Source organism: Amycolatopsis sp. NPDC034160, from assembly GCF_055575355.1.
Map to the genome: position 1 here is coordinate 114,244 of NZ_JBVISU010000014.1, position 17,001 is coordinate 131,244.

Sequence of the window (17,001 nt, forward strand, 5' to 3'; positions counted from 1 at the left end):
ACCAGCGGGACCACTCTGCCGTTCGGGCGATCCGACGGTCACGTCAGGTGACCGCAACACCCGCGATACGCACTCCATTGCGCGATCCAGATCACACTATCGAGTGACGTGAGCGACCGTTCATGCAGGTCAGCGCGCTGATGCACCACTCAGTGGACACATTATTCCAGCCAGTGGGCAGATGACGTGTGAAGTCAACGCCCGCGTGGCATTTCCCACCCCGACCAAGCGACGTATGTCGATAACAGCGATTTCACACTATCGTCATAAGACCGGCGAACCCGGGAGTAACACGTGTACCCGTCAGCCGCCCACCACAGTGGCCGGACGGCGCCCACGTGCACAGCAGTACCGATATGCGCATCGGCCGCCCAGTGCAGTGCGGCTCAACGAGGCCTGCCCCCGTTTCCGCGGGCGGGATCGTTCCCTCTCGACTGACCATCGCGGTCCCGGACCACTCCGTTAACTGGTTCACGCACGAACCACCCGAACGGAGTGGTACCGGTCGCGCCGACGCCTTGGGAGGCGGCCAGCCGTGACCCACCATGCCAGCAACAAGGGCAGCAAGGCCCCCGAAGGCCTGTACGACCCGGAGTTCGAACATGACGCCTGCGGTGTCGCGTTCGTCGCGGACCTCTCCGGCAAACGCGATCACGGCATCGTCGCCAAAGCACTGATCGCGCTGCGGAACCTGGAACATCGCGGGGCCCGTGGCGCCGACCCGGAGACCGGCGACGGCGCCGGGATCCTCATCCAGGTCCCCGACGAGTTCTATCGCGAGGTCGTCGACTTCGACCTGCCCGAGGCCGGCGCTTACGCCGTCGGCACGGCTTTCCTTCCGCAGGACGAAAACCGCCGTGGCCGGGCGATGGCGACCATCGATCGTGTCGCCGCCGAAGAAGGCATGCGCGTCCTCGGCTGGCGCGACCTTCCCGTCCACACGGAACACGTCGGGACGGGCGCGGCCGAGACCATGCCGCACTTCAGCCAGCTGTTCCTGGTGGGACAGGACGCGTTGGAGGGCCTGGCCCTGGAACGCGCCGCGTTCGTGGTGCGCAAACGGGCCGAGCACGAACTGGCCGAGGACGACGTCTACTTCCCGAGCCTGTCCTCGCGTACGATCGTCTACAAAGGAATGCTCACCGAGCCGCAGGTCGAGAAGTTCTTCGACGACCTCACCGACGAGCGCGTCACCAGCGCCATCGGCCTGGTGCACTCCCGCTTCTCCACCAACACCTTTCCGTCGTGGCCGCTGGCGCACCCGTACCGGTACGTCGCCCACAACGGCGAGATCAACACCCTGCGCGGCAACCGGAACTGGATGGACGCGCGCGAGGCGCTGCTCGAATCCGACCTGATCCCGGGTGACCTCAAGCGGATCTACCCCGTCATCACTCGCGGCGCGAGCGACTCGGCGTCCTTCGACGAGGTGCTGGAGCTGCTCCACCTCGGCGGCCGGTCGCTGCCGCACGCGGTGCTGATGATGATCCCGGAGGCCTGGGAGAACCACCAGGAGATGGACCCCGCGCGCCGCGCCTTCTACGAGTTCCACTCGACGCTGATGGAACCGTGGGACGGCCCCGCGCTCGTGTCCTTCACCGACGGCACCCAGATCGGCGCGGTGCTCGACCGCAACGGCCTGCGCCCGGCGCGGTACTGGGTCACCGAAGACGGCCTCGTCGTCCTTGCCAGCGAGGTCGGTGTCCTGGAACTGGAGCAGGCCACGATCGTCCGGAAAGGACGGTTGGAGCCGGGCCGCATGTTCCTCGTGGACACCGAGGCGGGCAGGATCGTCGAGGACGAGGAGATCAAGAACGGCCTCGCCACCGAGCATCCGTACGACGAGTGGGTCGAGGACGGGCTGCTCCCGCTCGACGGGCTTCCCGAGCGTGAGCGGGAGATCCCGCCACACGCCGCGCTCGTGCGCCGTCAGCAGGCCTTCGGCTACACCGAAGAGGAACTCGACGTCCTGCTCGAACCGATGGCCCGCACCGGCGCGGAACCGATCGGCTCGATGGGCAACGACTCCCCCATCGCGTCGCTGTCCAGCCGCCCCCGGCTGCTTTTCGACTACTTCATCCAGCTCTTCGCCCAGGTGACCAACCCGCCACTGGACGCGATCCGCGAGGAACTGGTCACCTCGCTGGGCACCCAGCTGGGCGCGGAGCCGAATCTCCTGCAGGCCGACGCCAAATCGTGCCGCCGGATCGTGCTGCCGTTCCCGGTACTGGACAACGACGAGTTCGCGAAACTCGTGCACGTCAACGACGACGGCGACCTGCCGGAGTTCCAGTCGGTCACCGTGCACGGCACCTACGACGTCCACGGCGGCGGCGAGGCGCTCGTGCGGCGGCTCGACGAGATCCGCGCCGAGGTGTCCGCGGCCATCGCCGAGGGCGCGCGGCTGATCGTGCTGTCCGACCGCGGAATCGACGAAGACCACGCGGGCATCCCGTCGCTGCTCCTCACCGGCGCGGTGCACCACCACCTGGTGCGTGAGAAGACCCGCACGCAGGTCGGCCTCATCGTCGAGGCGGGCGACGCGCGCGAGGTCCACCACATCGCGCTGCTGATCGGCTACGGCGTCGCCGCGGTGAACCCGTACCTGGCGATGGCGACCGTCGAGGAGATGGCCGATCAGGGCCTGATCCCCGGTGTCACCGCCAAACAGGCGACCGCGAACCTCATCAAGGCGCTGGGCAAGGGCGTCCGCAAGACGATGTCGAAGATGGGAGTGTCCACAGTGGCCTCCTACACCGGCGCGCAGATTTTCGAAGCGGTCGGTCTCGGCGACGAGGTGATCCAGAACTGCTTCACCGGCACCACCTCCCGGCTCGGCGGCGTCGGCTTCGACACGCTCGCGCTGGAGGTCGCCGAGCGGCACCGGCGGGCGTTCCCGCGCGACGGGTTCCGCGCGAACCATCGCGAGCTGGAGACCGGCTCGGACTACCAGTGGCGCCGCGAGGGCGAGCCGCATCTGTTCAACCCGCAGACGGTGTTCAAGCTGCAGCACTCCACCCGTGCCGGGAAGTACGAGGTCTTCAAGGAGTACACGAAGGCCGTCGACGACCAGGCGCAGAAGCTGTACACGCTGCGCGGCCTGTTCGACTTCAAGATCGGCCAGCGCCCCGCCGTGCCGATCGAGGAGGTCGAGCCGGTCTCCGAAATCGTCAAGCGGTTCGCCACCGGCGCGATCTCCTACGGGTCCATTTCGGCGGAGATGCACGAAACCCTGGCCATCGCGATGAACCGGCTCGGCGGCAAGTCGAACACCGGTGAGGGTGGCGAAGATCCGGACCGGCTCTACGACCCCGAACGCCGCAGCGCGGTCAAGCAGGTCGCGAGCGGCCGGTTCGGCGTCACGAGCGAGTACCTGGTCAACGCCGACGACATCCAGATCAAGATGGCGCAGGGCGCGAAGCCCGGCGAGGGCGGCCAGCTGCCCGGCGCGAAGGTGTACCCGTGGATCGCGAAGACGCGGCACTCCACGGCGGGCGTCGGGCTGATCTCGCCGCCGCCGCACCACGACATCTACTCGATCGAGGATCTCGCCCAGCTGATCCACGACCTCAAGAACGCCAATCCGGCCGCGCGCATCCACGTGAAGCTCGTGTCCGAGGTCGGCGTCGGCACGGTCGCGGCGGGCGTGTCCAAGGCGCACGCGGACGTCGTGCTCATCTCCGGGCACGACGGCGGCACCGGCGCCTCCCCGCTGTCGTCGATCAAGCACGCCGGCGGACCGTGGGAACTCGGACTCGCCGAGACGCAGCAGACGTTGCTGGCCAACCGGCTGCGCGACCGGATCGTGGTGCAGACCGACGGCCAGCTCAAGACCGGCCGCGACGTCGTCATCGCCGCGCTGCTCGGCGCGGAGGAGTTCGGCTTCGCGACCGCGCCGCTGGTGGTGTCCGGTTGCATCATGATGCGGGTCTGTCACCTCGACACCTGCCCGGTCGGCGTCGCGACGCAGAACCCCAAGCTGCGCGAGAAGTTCAGCGGCAAGGCCGAGTACGTGGTGAACTTCTTCGAGTTCATCGCCCAGGAGGTCCGGGAGTACCTGGCGGAGCTGGGTTTCCGGTCCATCGCCGAGGCCGTCGGGCACGCGGAGATGCTCGACAAGCGCAAGGCGATCGACCACTGGAAGGCCGCCGGGCTCGACCTGTCGCCCATCTTCCACGTGCCCGAGATGGCCCCGGCCGGACGGCGTCACCAGCAGACGGTGCAGGACCACGGACTGGAGAAGGCGCTCGACAACACGCTGATCCAGCTCGCCGAGGGCGCGCTGGCCTCCGGCGACAAGGTCCGGCTGGAACTGCCGGTGCGCAACGTGAACCGCACCGTCGGCACCATGCTGGGCCACGAGCTCACCAAGCGCTGGGGCGGGGAAGGCCTGCCGGACAACACGATCGACGTCACCTTCACCGGGACCGCCGGTCAGTCGTTCGGCGCGTTCGTGCCCAAGGGCATCACCCTGCGGCTCTACGGTGACGGCAACGACTACGTCGGCAAGGGCCTGTCCGGTGGACGGCTCATCGTGCGGCCGCCGAAGGTGGCGCGGTACAACGCCGAAGAGCACATCATCGCCGGCAACGTGATCGGCTACGGCGCGACCAGTGGCGAGATCTTCATCCGCGGCAAGGTCGGCGAGCGGTTCTGCGTGCGCAACTCGGGCGCGCTGGCCGTCGTCGAAGGCGTCGGCGACCACGGGTGCGAGTACATGACCGGCGGTCGGGTGGTCGTACTCGGGGGTGTGGGCCGCAACTTCGCGGCCGGTATGTCGGGCGGTGTCGCCTACGTGCTGGATCTGCCGGTGCACCGGGTCAACCCGGAGATGGTCGACGTCGACCCGCTGGATTCGTCCGATGTGGACTTCCTGCGCGAGGCGCTCGAGAAGCATTACGACGAAACGGAGTCCGCGGTCGCGCGCACGTTGCTCGCCGACTGGGAGGCCGCCGTCGAACGGTTCGGCAAGGTCATGCCGAAGGACTACAAGCGGGTGCTCGCGGCGCAGGCGAAGGCCGAGCGCGACGGGCGTGACGTGAACGAGGCGATCATGGAGGCCGCACATGGCTGACCCCAAGGGCTTTCTGACCACCACTCGCGAGACGCCGAAGAGCCGTCCCGTCGACCTGCGCCTGATGGACTGGCGCGAGGTGTACGACGACTTCGCGACGTCGAAGCTGCAGAAGCAGGCCGGGCGCTGCATGGACTGCGGCATCCCGTTCTGTCACCAGGGCTGCCCGCTCGGGAACCTCATTCCCGAGTGGAACACGCTGACCTGGCGCGACGATTGGCGCGACGCGGCCGAGCGGCTGCACGCGACCAACAATTTCCCGGAGTTCACCGGGACCCTATGCCCAGCGCCGTGCGAGACGGCGTGTGTGCTCGGGATCAACGACGATCCCGTCACCATCAAGCGGGTCGAGATCTCGATCATCGACCGGGCCTTCGAAGAAGGCTGGGTCACGCCGCAGCCGCCGGTGGCACTCACCGGCAAGAAGGTGGCGGTGGTCGGATCCGGGCCGTCGGGACTCGCCGCGGCGCAGCAGCTCACGCGCGCGGGCCACAGTGTCGTGGTCTTCGAGCGGGCCGACAAGATCGGCGGGCTGCTGCGCTACGGCATCCCCGAGTTCAAGATGGAGAAACGCCGGCTCGACCGCCGTCTCGAGCAGATGCGGGCGGAGGGCACGGAATTCCGGACGTCGGTGAACGTCGGCGTGGACCTCACCGTCGAGGAACTGAAGTCGTCGTACGACGCGGTGGTCCTCGCCGGTGGCGCGACCGCGTGGCGCGACCTGCCGATCCCTGGCCGCGAGCACCAGGGCATTCACCAGGCGATGGAGTTCCTGCCGCCGGCCAACCGCGTCGCGGCCGGTGAACTGGACGTCTCGCCGATCAGCGCCGAAGGCCTCGACGTCGTCGTCATCGGCGGCGGCGACACCGGCGCGGACTGTGTCGGGACCTCGCACCGGCAGGGCGCGAAGTCGGTGACGCAGCTGGAGATCATGCCGAAGCCGCCGCTTTCGCGGTCCGACGCGCATCCCTGGCCGACGTACCCGATGATCTACCGCGTCTCGTCCGCGCACGAAGAGGGCGGCGAGCGGCTGTACTCGGTCAACACCCAGGAGTTCCTGGCCGACGCCGACGGACGCGTCCGCGCGCTGAAGCTGGTCGAGGTGCGCAACGAGGGCGGCAAGTTCGTCCCCGTCCCGGGTACCGAGAAGGAACTCCCGGCGCAGCTGGTGCTGCTCGCGATGGGCTTCGTCGGCCCGGAGCGGGAAGGCCTGCTGGAAGCGCTCGACGTCGAATTGGACCAGCGCGGCAACGTCGCTCGCGACAAGGCGTTCAAGACCAGCGTCGACAACGTCTTCGTGGCCGGGGACATGGGCCGCGGCCAGTCGCTCATCGTGTGGGCGATCGCCGAAGGCCGCTCCGCCGCGGCGGGCGTCGACGCGTTCCTCACCGGGCGTGACGTCCTGCCCGCGCCGATCGCTCCCACCGACCGGCCGATCTCTTAAGGCCCTGAAGGCCCGCGTTCAGTCCTCTGCTTGCGGTAGTTCAACGGCGAACTATCGCAAGTAGAGGACTAAATGCAGGGTGTAGTCGCGCGTTGGTTCTTTCGGGTGGCAAAGCCGCCGGAAGAGGGCGAACGCGAGCGACGACCGCGAGCTTCCGGTATCGGTTGAATCAAGGGTACGACTCGCACGGCGGTGGGGGGTCCTTGGTATGACGATCGACTTGAGCACCACCCTGAAATGGAATACCGCATTCATTTCACGGCCCTTCTACGTTTTTCGCAGCCCAAGAGCGCGAAAACGTTCCTTTCTTCGCCTATTACGGCCAAGGACTGACTCCTCCTTCACGCCGTCCCTCGCCTTCCTGGCCGGGGAGGGCTGACCCCCGCACACCCGGCGGACGGTTCGGCGGGTATCCGCTAAACGTCACCGGAACGGACGCAAAGCGGATATCCGTCCGCGGTCAGCGGCACTAGCCTCCGATGCGGGCCGGTTCTGGGCGTACCGGCCACGGGGCGGGCGCCGGTCACACTGGGGGTGGCCGGCGCCCGCTTCCCCCGTTCTCCTCGTTTTCCCGAACCCGCCGCTTCTCTCCGCCCGTATCGCGACGCGTAGTACTTTGTCCGGTGCGGTAAGCGACATCGCGCTTCGGGGAGGGAGCTGGGGATGAATCGGCATGAACGGCTGACGGCCTTATTGGACATGGTGGGAGAGCGGGAAAAGGTCGACGTCGAAGTCTCGGCGGACGAACTCGGCGTCTCGCCCGCGACGATCCGGCGGGACCTCGATCACCTGGCGGGCCGCAATCTCGTGGTCCGCACCCGCGGCGGCGCCGTCGCGAGCAACGTCGCCTACGACCTTCCGTTACGGCACAAGGCCGCACGCAACGCACCGGAGCAGCAACGGATCTCGGCGGCCGCGGCGAGAATGGTCGACCCCGGCATGGTGGTCGGCCTCAACGGCGGCACCACTAGCACCGAAGTGGGGCGTGCGCTCGCCACCCGGCCGGACATGGGTGAGCCGAGCGGCGGCCCGTCCCTCACCGTGGTGACGAACGCGCTCAACATCGCCCACGAACTCGCCGTGCGGCCGAACATCAAGATCGTGGTGACCGGCGGCGTCGCGCGGCAGCAGTCGTTCGACCTGTCCGGGCCGCTGTCGCACCTGTTCCTCGACCAGATCTCGCTGGATCTGGTGTTCCTCGGGGTGGACGCGTTCGACCCAGTGCACGGCGCGCAGGCGCATCACGAGGGTGACGCGAGCACGAACCGGCTGATGGCGGCCCGCGCGCGGCAGGTCGTCGTCCTCGCCGACGCCGGGAAACTCGGCGGTCGCGCCTTCGCGAAGATCTGCGCGACCGCCGACGTCGACGTCCTCGTCACCGACGGCCGCGCGGATCCCGAGCGGGTGCACGCCTTCGAAGAGGAAGGCGTGCGGGTGGTCAAGGCTTAATGAGGGGTAAGTCGAATGTGGCGTCTGAGTCGCTGGTTCACCCTGCCGACGTCGATCGCGGACGCGGGTTCACCATCAGGCACTGAGTTGGTCCAACGCGAGTAGCGCCGCGCCGAGCCTGCCCGCCTCGTCGCCGAGTTCCGCGATCCGCAGTTCCGGCATCCGCTGGAACTGCAGGTTCGCCGTCAGCCAGGCGCGGACCGGGTCGAGGACGTAGTCGCCCGCGGTGAACAGGCCACCGCCGAGCACGACGACCTCGGGGGCGAGCAGCGTGACGAGGGTCTTGATGCCGTGGCCGAGTCCGTCGAGCGCGTCGTTGACGACCGAGATCGCGGCCTCGTCGCCGTGCCGGGCGGCGTCGACCACCTGCTCGGCGCCTTCCGCGGGGCGACCGGTGTGCTCGCTGTAGCGGCGGGCGATGGCCGACGCCGACGAGATCGCCTCGAGGCATCCTGTGGCGCCGCAGCCGCACGGCAGCCGGTGGCCGACATCGATGTGCCCGATCTCGCCGCCCTGCCCCCCTGCGGCGTACAGCTTCCCGTCGAGCTGGAGCGCGGCCGCGATCCCGGTGCCGACCGGGATGAAGGCGGCGTCAGCGCAGCCCTTGCCCGCGCCGACGCGGAACTCCGCGAGCCCGCCCGCGCGGACGTCGTGCCCGAACGCGAACGGCAACCCCAGCCTGCTGTCGAGCATCTCGCCGAACGGCACGTTCCGGAAATCGAGGTTCGCCGAGAACCGCGCCACCCGCTCGACCTCGTCGACGATGCCGGGGATGACCACGCCGACCGCGTCCGGGGTGCCGGTGCCCGCCTGCTTGCCCAGGGTTTCCACGATCCGCGCGACCTGGTCCGCGAGCGCCTCGCCGTCCGCTCCGCGCGCCGTCGGCTCGCGCAAACTGGCCAGATCCTTCAGGTCCGCGTCGTACAAGGCCGCCTTGATGGACGTGCCGCCGACATCGAGTGCCGCCACCGCAGGTGTCATACCCGCGATTGTCACATTGACCGGACGCTTTGCGGAGACCTACGCTCGACCGGCCAGACGACGGTATCCGGAACGCGGTGAGATTCCGCGCGGTCGCGCCACTGTGACCTCGGACCGGCAGGTTCGGGGAAGCCAGACCCGGCGCCGTCGTGTCACCCCTGAAGAGGCCGCGCTAGCCCGAGGAGGTCCCACCGCCATGTCGTCCCCAGCGGTAACCGCAATTCCCGCCCCGATCCGGATCCCCGTCCGCGAGATCCTGCCCTGGGCGGTGCTCGTCATCCTCCTTTCGCTGATCACGCTGTACTTCGTCAGCGCCGAGCAGGGTGCGGTGTCGGTGTTCGCGAATTCGTACGTCCACGAGTTCGTCCACGACGGCCGGCACCTGCTGGCCTTCCCCTGCCACTAGGCGGCACGCGCCCCATGATGAGGACCTTGCTGGTCCGCGGCATGCTCGCGGGCCTGGTCGCTGGTGTCTTGGCGACCCTTTTCGCTTATTTCTTCGGTGAGCCTTCGGTCGATACCGCCATCGGTCTCGAAGGCACCTCCGCGCACTCGCACAGTGCTCCCGGCGCCCACGAGCACGCCGCGCCGGAGGCGGCGGAGGAAGAACTCGTGACCCGTGGTGTGCAGAGCACCGTGGGCCTGCTGACCGGTGTCGGGCTTTACGGCGTCGCCGTCGGCGGGTTGTTCTCGCTGGCGTTCGCCTTCGTCTACGGACGGCTCGGCACCCTGCGGCCCCGGGTGACCGCCGCCCTGCTCACCGGCGGTGCCTTCGTGGTCGTGTTCCTGGTGCCGTTCCTGAAGTACCCGGCGAATCCGCCGGCCGTCGGGCAGGCGGGCACCATCGGGAGCCGGACTTCGCTGTACTTCGGCTTCGTGGCGCTTTCGCTGCTGATCGGGATCCTCGCCGCGGCGTTCGGCCGGAAGCTGGCCGACAAGATCGGTGCCTGGCGAGGCGGCTTGATCGCCTCGGGCGGGTACATCGTGCTGATCGCGGTGGCGGCGGCGCTGCTGCCGTCAATCGACGAGGTTCCCGCCGAGTTCCCCGGTTCCACGCTGTGGACCTTCCGGCTGGCCTCGGTCGGCACGCAGGTGGTGCTGTGGACCGCGCTCGGCCTGGTCTTCGGCGCGCTGGTCGAGAAGGCGTTGGCACGCAAGGAAGTCTCTAGCCCGCAGCCCGGCTGACCGATTCCCACGAGCGCCATTCCGCGACGCGGTCCTGGTGCAGGCCCACGATGACGTCGAAGTCCCCGTCGCCGAGCAGCAGTCGGCGGGGCGGCGCGTCACTGGCCACCAGTTCGAGGACGGCCTCGGCGACCTTCACCGGGTCGCCGGGGACACCTTCGGCGTACTTCGCCATCAGCGCCGCGCGTACCGGGTCGTAGGCCGGGTTCACCGGTGACATCTTCAGGCTGGCACCCAGGAAATCGGTCGCATAGATCCGCGGCTCGACCAGCGTCAGGTGGACGCCGAAGCCTTCGGCCTCCTGCGCGAGCGCGTCACTGAGGCCTTCGAGGGCGAACTTGCTCGCGTTGTAGAGGCCCATGGTCGGCACGCCCATCAGGCCGCTCACGCTCGACATCTGCAGGATCCGGCCCGCACCCTGCTTCCGCAGCACCGGGAGCACGGCCTGGCTGACCCACAGGGCGCCGAAGAAGTTCGTCTCCATGATGGCCCGCGCGTCGTCTTCACCGACCTCTTCGACCGCGCCCATCAGGCCGAATCCTGCGTTGTTGACGACGATATCGAGCCTTCCGAACGCTCCGGCCGCCTTCTCGACGGTGGCGAAGACCGCGGCTCTGTCCGTGACGTCAAGGGACAGGACGACCAGTCTGCCGTCGCTCGCTTCCACGAGATCGTCGAGGACCTCGGGGCGACGGGCGGTGCCGACGACGTTGTCCCCGGCCTTCAGCGCGTGCTCGGCGACGAGGCGGCCAAGGCCTCGGCCTGCTCCGGTGATGAACCAAGTGCGCATGTCCACTCCTTTGTTTAACGAGACGGTCCGTCTCGTCTCGTGGTGCTACCATACCGGCATGGCTGGAAACGTCAAGTCCCCGGACCCGACCCGGCGCAACGAACGCTCGCGGCAGGCGATCCTGACCGCGACCACCGAGCTGCTCGGCGAGGTCGGCTATCCGAAGCTGGCGGTGGAGGCGATCGCGTCACGGGCGGGAGTCGGGAAGCAGACGATCTACCGGTGGTGGCCGGACAAGGGCGCGCTGGTACTGGACGCGTACTTGACGCTGGTTCAGGGGGCGGGCGAGCTGGGCTTCCCGGACACCGGCGATCTGGAAGCGGATCTGCGCACGGCGCTCCGGTCCACTGTGGACCCCCTGGCGGACAGCGGCTTCGAGGCGTTCTACCGCGCGTTGCTGACCGCGATCCAGGGGGACGCGAAACTGTCGGCGGAGCTCGACGAGCGGCTGATGAGGCCGTGGCTGGAGGCGACCAGGGCTCGATTCCGGGCGGGCGCCGAGGCGGGACAGATCGACGGCGCCGACATCGACATCGCGGTGGACATGTACTACGGAGCGGTCTACTACCGGTGGCTGCTGCGGACCGGACCGCTCACCGAGGGGTTCGTCGAGTCGGTGGTCCGGCTGGTGCTGCGCGCGCTGCGGTTCCGCTCAGGCGCCGGGCGGGACGAAGGGCAGGTCGACGTCGACGCCCGTTTCGATCAGACGCAGGAGCCGCGCGGTGTCGACGTGTTCCTCGACGGCGTCGGCGAGCCGGTCGAGCATGCTCTCCCGGAGCGTGCCGAACCCCTGCGCCCCAGAAGCGGGTGACCAGTCCGCCACTTCGCCCAACCAGGCACGGCGGAAGCCGTCGTTTTCGAAGGCGCCGTGCCACATCGTGCCCCACACCGATCCCTGCCGATGTCCCTCCAAAAAGGACTCGGCGGGTCCGGTCGCCGAGACCACGCCATGGTGGATTTCGTACGCCTCCACCGGCTGGCCGCGCCATTCCCCCGATGGGCGGCCCAGCACCTTGTCGGCACTGAACGAGACCCTGGTCGGCAGCAGTCCGAGGCCGGGAACCGTGCCCGCGCCGGACTCGACGTCGTCCTCGATCTCGGCGGCCAGCATCTGGTAGCCACCGCAGATCCCCAGTACCGGACTGCCCGCGTCGGCGCGCTTTTCGACCGCGGCGGCGAGCCCGCGGGCCCGCAGCCATGCCAGATCGTCCACGGTGGCGCGGGAACCCGGCAGGATCACCACGTCGGCGGACAGGACCGTGTCCGGATCCGCGGTCAGCGTGACCGAAACCCCCGGCTCCGCGGCCAAGGCGTCCACATCGGTCGCGTTCGAAGCACGGGGAAACCGCACCACCGCGACGCGCAGGGAGCCACCGGTGGCTCCCCAGCCCGCGGCGGCTAAAGCGTCCTCGGAGTCAATCCACACTTGGTCGAGCCACGGCAGCACGCCGAAGACCTCGCGGCCGGTGAGTTTCTCCAGCGTCTCCAGCCCCGGCCGGAGCAGGCCGACGTCACCGCGGAACTTGTTGACCAGCCAACCCGAAACCAGTGCCTGGTCTTCGGCGGAGAGAAGCGCGAGGGTCCCGAACATCGCGGCCATGACGCCGCCGCGGTCGATGTCGCCGACGACCACCACCGGCAGGCCGAACCGCCGTGCCAGCCCCATGTTGACGTAATCGCCTTCGCGCAGGTTGATCTCGGCGGGACTGCCCGCGCCTTCGCACAGCACGACGTCGAAGCGCTGCTTCAAGGAATGAAACGTGTCGAAGGCGATCTCGGCGAGCCCCGCGCGGCCGGTCGCGTACTCCCCCGCTTCGAGCGTGCCGAACGGCTTCCCGAGCGCGACGACGTGGCTGCGGCGGTCGCTCCCGGGTTTCAGCAGGACCGGGTTCATCGCGGCCTCGGGTTCGACCCGGGCCGCCCGCGCCTGGAGCCATTGCGCGCGGCCGATCTCGGCGCCGTCCGCGCACACCATCGAGTTGTTCGACATGTTCTGCGACTTGAACGGCGCGACCCGCACCCCGCGGCGGGCGAGCCAGCGGCAGAGCGCGGCGGTGACCAGGCTCTTGCCCGCGTCCGACGTCGTCCCCGCGACGAGCAGGCCGCTCACCGCGTGACCGCCACCGCGACGGCCAGCGCGGCGAGACCGACCGCGCGCGACAACCGGACCGCGCGGCGCACGTCCACCGGTTCCGGTTCGCGGCCGTCGCCGAGGACGCCGCGGCGTTCGGTGCGGCCGCCGTAGCTGTTCGTCCCGCCGAGCCGGACTCCGAGCGCACCGGCGAAGGCGGCCTCGACCTGGCCGGCGTTGGGACTCGGATGGTGCTTCCCGTCGCGGCGCCAGGTCCGGAACGCCGGCTTGGCGAAGCCGCCCGCCAGCGGCGCCGACGCCACGGTCAGCGCCGCGCCGACGCGGGACGGGACCAGGTTGGCCAGATCGTCCGCGCGCGCCGAGGCCCAGCCGAAGTTCGCGTACTTCGGCGAGCGGTAGCCGACCATCGCGTCCAGGGTGTTGAGCGCGCGATACCCGAGCAGCCCCGGAATTCCGGCGACCGCGCCCCATAGCAGCGGCGCGACGACGGCGTCCGAGGTGTTCTCGGCGATGGACTCGGTGGTCGCGCGCGCGAGCTGCTCGGTGTCGAGCCCGGTGGCGTCGCGGGCGCAGAGGTGCGAGAGCCGCTGCCGCGCGCCGGGCAGATCGCCGTCGTCGAGCAGCCGCGCCATCCGCGTGCCCTCGGCCGCGAGCCCGCGTCCGCCCAGAACCACCCAGGTGGACGCCGCGGTGAGCGCGAACCGCGCGAACGGCCGATTCCGCGTCAGGAACCGGGCGGCGACCCCCAATCCGGTGACGGTCCCCGCGCAGGCGGCGGTGTACACGGCACCCCGGGCCTTCGAATCCGCCCAAACCCGCTGTTCAAGGGCTTGCGCGGCGCGGCCGAAGCCGGCGACCGGATGCCATCGCCGTGGATCTCCGAAGACGGCGTCGGCGACGTAACCGGTAACGAGTCCGGCTGCGGTGGCGGCTTGTCGGAGTGGCACGTGGCGAACCGTAGCGCGTGCACGAGAATGCGGGGTATGACCAAGCTGACGCATCGCCTCGCGGGGGTCCTGGAGACCCTCGCGCGGGCACTTCGCCGCTATTCGCGCGACGACGGCAAGGTGCTGATACTGGGCGGCGTCCGCTCGGGGAAGTCGCATCACGCCGAGCGGCTCGCGTCCCGCCACCCGCACCTGACCTACCTCGCGCCCGGACTGCCGCCGAGCGCCGAGAATCCCGAATGGGCCGCTCGCGTGGCCGCGCATCGCGCGCGGCGGCCGAGCACCTGGAAGACGATCGAGACCACCGACCTGGCCACGGTGCTGCGCACGGCGACGCATCCGCTGCTCATCGACTGCCTCGGCACCTGGATCAGCCGCGTGCTCGACGAGGTCGGCGCCTGGGAGCAGCGCGCGGGGTGGGAACGGCGGCTCGACGAGCGGCTCGAGGACTTCCTGGCGGCGTGGGCGCAGGCCGATGTGCCGGTGATCGCGGTCAGCAACGAGGTCGGCAGCGGTGTGGTGCCCGCGACGGTGTCGGGACGCGTGTTCCGTGATGTGCTTGGCGCGCTGAACAACCGGGTGTCCGCGATCTCCGACCGGACCGTGCTGGTCGTCGCCGGACGGACACTCGACCTGCCTTAGGGAGCCGCTATGCGTATCGCCACCCGGGACGCCGCCGCCGAAGCCGCCGCGCGCACCAGACTGGACGGCCTGGTCAAACCGCTGGGTTCGCTCGGACGGCTCGAAGACCTCGCCGCGTGGCTCAGCGCCGCGCACGGCGTCGTCCCGCCGCGCCCGCTGGACGACGTCCGGGTGGTCGTGTTCGCCGGGGACCACGGGGTCTCCGGTATGTCGGCGTATCCGCGCGAGGTCACCGCGGCGATGGTGCGGGTGTTCCTCGCCGGGAAGAGCGGCGTCGGTGTACTGGCCGACCTCGCCGGGGCGAAGGTGCGGGCGCTGGACGTCGCGGTGGACTGGGACGGCGCGGACGTGCCCGCCGAGGTCACCGCGCACAAGGTGCGGCGGGGTTCCGGCTCCATCGACGTCGAGGACGCGCTTTCCGAGGGCGAGGCGCGCACGGCGTTCGAGCACGGCCTCGCGATCGCGGACGAGGAGATCGACGGCGGCGCGGATCTGCTCATCCCCGGCGACATGGGGATCGGCAACACGACGGTCTGCGCGGCCGTGGTCGCTTCGGTGCTCGGCCTTGCCGCCGAAGAAGTCGTCGGCACGGGGACGGGCATCGACGAGGACGGGCGGGCCAGGAAGGTCGCGGTCGTCGAAGCCGCGTTGGCCCGCGCCGGAGCCATGAAGGACCCCTTCGCGGTGTTGACCGCCCTCGGCAGCGCCTGTCTCGCCGCGACGGCGGGCTTTCTCGTGCAGGCCGCGGTCCGCGGCGTACCGGTGCTGCTCGACGGCGTCTTCTCCGGCGCGGCAGCGCTCGTGGCCAGGGAGATCGCGCCGGGTGCGGAGCAGTGGTGGCTGGCGGGACATCGTTCGACCGAGCCCTCGCAAGCGTTTGCGTTGAAGGCGCTCGGCCTGGAGCCGATCCTCGACCTCGGGCTGCGGCTCGGTGAGGGCAGCGGCGCGGTGCAGGCGGTGCCGACGCTGAGGGCGGCGCGGGCGATCCTCGCGGACATGGGCCTGCTGGCGGACCTCGGTTGATCCTGGACGCGCTGAAGATGGCCGTCGGCACCCTGACCACGGTCCGGGTGCCCGCGCCGGGGGTGATCGACCGGCGGGTGGCCGGGGCCGCGATGGTGCTCGCCCCGCTGGCCGTCGTGCCACTCGCCGCCGTCGCCGCCGTGCTCGTCTACCTGGGTGAGCTGATCGGCCTGCCTTCCTTCGCGTCGGCGGCACTGGCCTTGGGCGCGGTCGCGCTGGGCAGCCGCGGACTCCATCTGGACGGGCTCGCCGACACGGCCGACGGGCTCGGCGCCTCGTACGACCGCGCGCGGGCGCTGGAGGTCATGCGGCGCGGGGATTCCGGGCCGACCGGGATCGCGACGCTGGTGCTGGTCCTGCTCGTGCAGGTCGGCGCGCTGTCCGGGGCGATCACGGCCGGGCACGGGATCGCGGCGGCCGCGATCGCGGTCGTCGCCGGACGTGCCGTGCTTTCCCTGTGCTGCGCGCGGGGTGTTCCCTCCGCGCGACCCGAGGGATTGGGCGCGACCGTCGCCGGTTCGGTGCCCGGATGGGCGACTGCGGCGGTGTTCGCCGTGCTCGCGGGTTCGGCGGCGCTGGTGTTCCCGTGGTGGCAGGGTCTGCTCGCGGTGGTGGTCGGCTATCTGGCCGCGTCGGCGTTGCTGGCGCGATGCGTTCAGCGGCTGGGCGGGGTCACCGGAGACGTACTCGGGGGCTGCGTCGAGGTCGCCGTCGCGGCGGTCTTGCTGGCGTCGTCGTTCTGAGGAGCCGTCAGCTTCTCGTCGATTTCCGGCAGCCAGAAGCACAGTTCGAGCGTCTTCATCCCGGCCCAGAGCCCGAGTTTGCGGCCCTGCGCAATCAGCGTGAGAGCCGCGAACAGCAGCAGCACCGCGATTCCGGCGGCGATGAACGGGTGCTTGCCGGTGAAGATCTCGACGATCGCCGCGATCGCCCCGAACAGCAGTGGCGGCGCACAGTTGCGCACCATGAGTCCGGACGCGCGCAACCGGGTGACATCGACCGCGACGTCCTTGTCGTGCAGTTGCAGCGCGCCCAGCAGGAGATGCGGGCTCTCCTTCAGGTACGGGCGATCCTGGGCCGACGGCATCCGGCGGAGGAACTCTTCGGCGGGGATCCGCTGCCGACGGCGCGGCACGATCCGTTCGATGGCATCACCGAGCGGATAGGCCAGATAGCCCAGCAGGAAGCTCAGCACCACGATCACGATGACCAGCACCACCGTGGGCACGCCGCCGATGGAGGCCGCCGTCAGGATGTGGAGCTTCGTCCCGAGGTAACCGAAGAACGCGACGTACAGCGCGCCGGGGATGGTGTAGGCGAAGAGATCGAAGACGCCGATCACGAAGTTCACCGGTTCATCCAATCATCTCTGCC

At 69.6% G+C, this 17,001-nt stretch carries 13 protein-coding genes and 1 pseudogene; 9 read left to right on the top strand and 5 right to left on the bottom strand.

Translation table 11 applies throughout. The annotated features are described in order from the left end of the window. Nucleotides 1-535: 535 nt before the first annotated feature. The 3 genes from gltB (at nucleotide 536) to ACZ54P_RS26000 (ending at nucleotide 7,967) form a co-directional block, all read left to right on the top strand. Nucleotides 536-5,074 carry a glutamate synthase large subunit gene (gltB, locus tag ACZ54P_RS25990; RefSeq protein WP_465464169.1) on the top strand — a complete coding sequence of 1,513 codons (4,539 nt, stop codon included), beginning with the start codon at nucleotides 536-538 and terminating at the stop codon, nucleotides 5,072-5,074. Beyond that, nucleotides 5,067-6,518 carry a glutamate synthase subunit beta gene (locus ACZ54P_RS25995; RefSeq protein WP_465464170.1) on the top strand — a complete coding sequence of 484 codons (1,452 nt, stop codon included), beginning with the start codon at nucleotides 5,067-5,069 and terminating at the stop codon, nucleotides 6,516-6,518. The genes gltB and ACZ54P_RS25995 overlap by 8 nt, the downstream gene beginning before the upstream one ends. Before the next feature lie 663 nt (nucleotides 6,519-7,181). Continuing rightward, complete coding sequence (locus ACZ54P_RS26000; RefSeq protein WP_465464171.1) at nucleotides 7,182-7,967, top strand: DeoR/GlpR family DNA-binding transcription regulator; 786 nt, start codon at nucleotides 7,182-7,184, stop codon at nucleotides 7,965-7,967. Nucleotides 7,968-8,042: 75 nt separating this feature from the next. Here ACZ54P_RS26000 and ACZ54P_RS26005 read toward each other — a convergent pair whose 3' ends face one another. Then, on the bottom strand, nucleotides 8,043-8,936 hold the full coding sequence (locus tag ACZ54P_RS26005) for an ROK family protein (RefSeq protein ID WP_465464264.1): 894 nt from the start codon (nucleotides 8,934-8,936) through the stop codon (nucleotides 8,043-8,045). 208 nt (nucleotides 8,937-9,144) lie between these two features. Between ACZ54P_RS26005 and ACZ54P_RS26010 the strand changes: the two genes are divergently transcribed. Together ACZ54P_RS26010 and ACZ54P_RS26015 are read left to right on the top strand one after the other, a co-directional pair. Beyond that, nucleotides 9,145-9,354 carry a CbtB domain-containing protein gene (locus ACZ54P_RS26010; RefSeq protein WP_061981474.1) on the top strand — a complete coding sequence of 70 codons (210 nt, stop codon included), beginning with the start codon at nucleotides 9,145-9,147 and terminating at the stop codon, nucleotides 9,352-9,354. Nucleotides 9,355-9,368: 14 nt separating this feature from the next. After that, nucleotides 9,369-10,133: a CbtA family protein gene (locus ACZ54P_RS26015; RefSeq protein ID WP_465464172.1), complete on the top strand. Its 765-nt coding sequence runs from the start codon at nucleotides 9,369-9,371 to the stop codon at nucleotides 10,131-10,133. Here ACZ54P_RS26015 and ACZ54P_RS26020 read toward each other — a convergent pair. Then, on the bottom strand, nucleotides 10,114-10,923 hold the full coding sequence (locus tag ACZ54P_RS26020) for an SDR family NAD(P)-dependent oxidoreductase (protein WP_465464173.1): 810 nt from the start codon (nucleotides 10,921-10,923) through the stop codon (nucleotides 10,114-10,116). The two genes, ACZ54P_RS26015 and ACZ54P_RS26020, sit on opposite strands and share 20 nt — an antisense overlap. Nucleotides 10,924-10,981: 58 nt before the next feature. Here ACZ54P_RS26020 and ACZ54P_RS26025 point away from each other — a divergent pair. Then, nucleotides 10,982-11,542, top strand: a pseudogene (locus ACZ54P_RS26025) (TetR/AcrR family transcriptional regulator); the annotation flags it as partial. Nucleotides 11,543-11,575: 33 nt separating this feature from the next. On the opposite strand, the gene ACZ54P_RS26030 reads toward ACZ54P_RS26025, so the two are convergent. Both ACZ54P_RS26030 and ACZ54P_RS26035 read right to left on the bottom strand, forming a co-directional pair. Beyond that, on the bottom strand, nucleotides 11,576-13,033 hold the full coding sequence (locus ACZ54P_RS26030; protein ID WP_465464174.1) for a cobyric acid synthase: 1,458 nt from the start codon (nucleotides 13,031-13,033) through the stop codon (nucleotides 11,576-11,578). Next, nucleotides 13,030-13,962, bottom strand: coding sequence for a cobalamin biosynthesis protein (locus tag ACZ54P_RS26035; protein ID WP_465464175.1), 933 nt, complete (start codon nucleotides 13,960-13,962; stop codon nucleotides 13,030-13,032). Before ACZ54P_RS26035 ends, ACZ54P_RS26030 begins: the two co-directional genes overlap by 4 nt. A 36-nt stretch (nucleotides 13,963-13,998) precedes the next feature. On the opposite strand from ACZ54P_RS26035, the gene ACZ54P_RS26040 reads away from it, so the two are divergent. The 3 genes from ACZ54P_RS26040 to ACZ54P_RS26050 are packed head-to-tail and all read left to right on the top strand — an operon-like array spanning nucleotide 13,999 to nucleotide 16,370. Next, nucleotides 13,999-14,604, top strand: a complete 606-nt coding sequence (locus tag ACZ54P_RS26040; RefSeq protein ID WP_465464176.1) for a bifunctional adenosylcobinamide kinase/adenosylcobinamide-phosphate guanylyltransferase — start codon at nucleotides 13,999-14,001, stop codon at nucleotides 14,602-14,604. A gap of 9 nt (nucleotides 14,605-14,613) precedes the next feature. Then, a complete protein-coding gene (cobT, locus tag ACZ54P_RS26045) occupies nucleotides 14,614-15,627 on the top strand; it encodes a nicotinate-nucleotide--dimethylbenzimidazole phosphoribosyltransferase (RefSeq protein WP_465464177.1) in 1,014 nt (337 codons plus the stop codon). Then, entirely contained in the window at nucleotides 15,624-16,370 is a 747-nt protein-coding gene (locus ACZ54P_RS26050) for an adenosylcobinamide-GDP ribazoletransferase (protein WP_465464178.1), read from the top strand. The genes cobT and ACZ54P_RS26050 overlap by 4 nt, the downstream gene beginning before the upstream one ends. On the opposite strand, the gene ACZ54P_RS26055 is transcribed toward ACZ54P_RS26050, so the two are convergent. Next, nucleotides 16,283-16,978 (bottom strand): hypothetical protein, encoded by a 696-nt coding sequence (locus ACZ54P_RS26055; protein WP_465464179.1) that lies wholly within the window; start codon nucleotides 16,976-16,978, stop codon nucleotides 16,283-16,285. The genes ACZ54P_RS26050 and ACZ54P_RS26055 overlap by 88 nt on opposite strands. Nucleotides 16,979-17,001 lie beyond the last annotated feature (23 nt).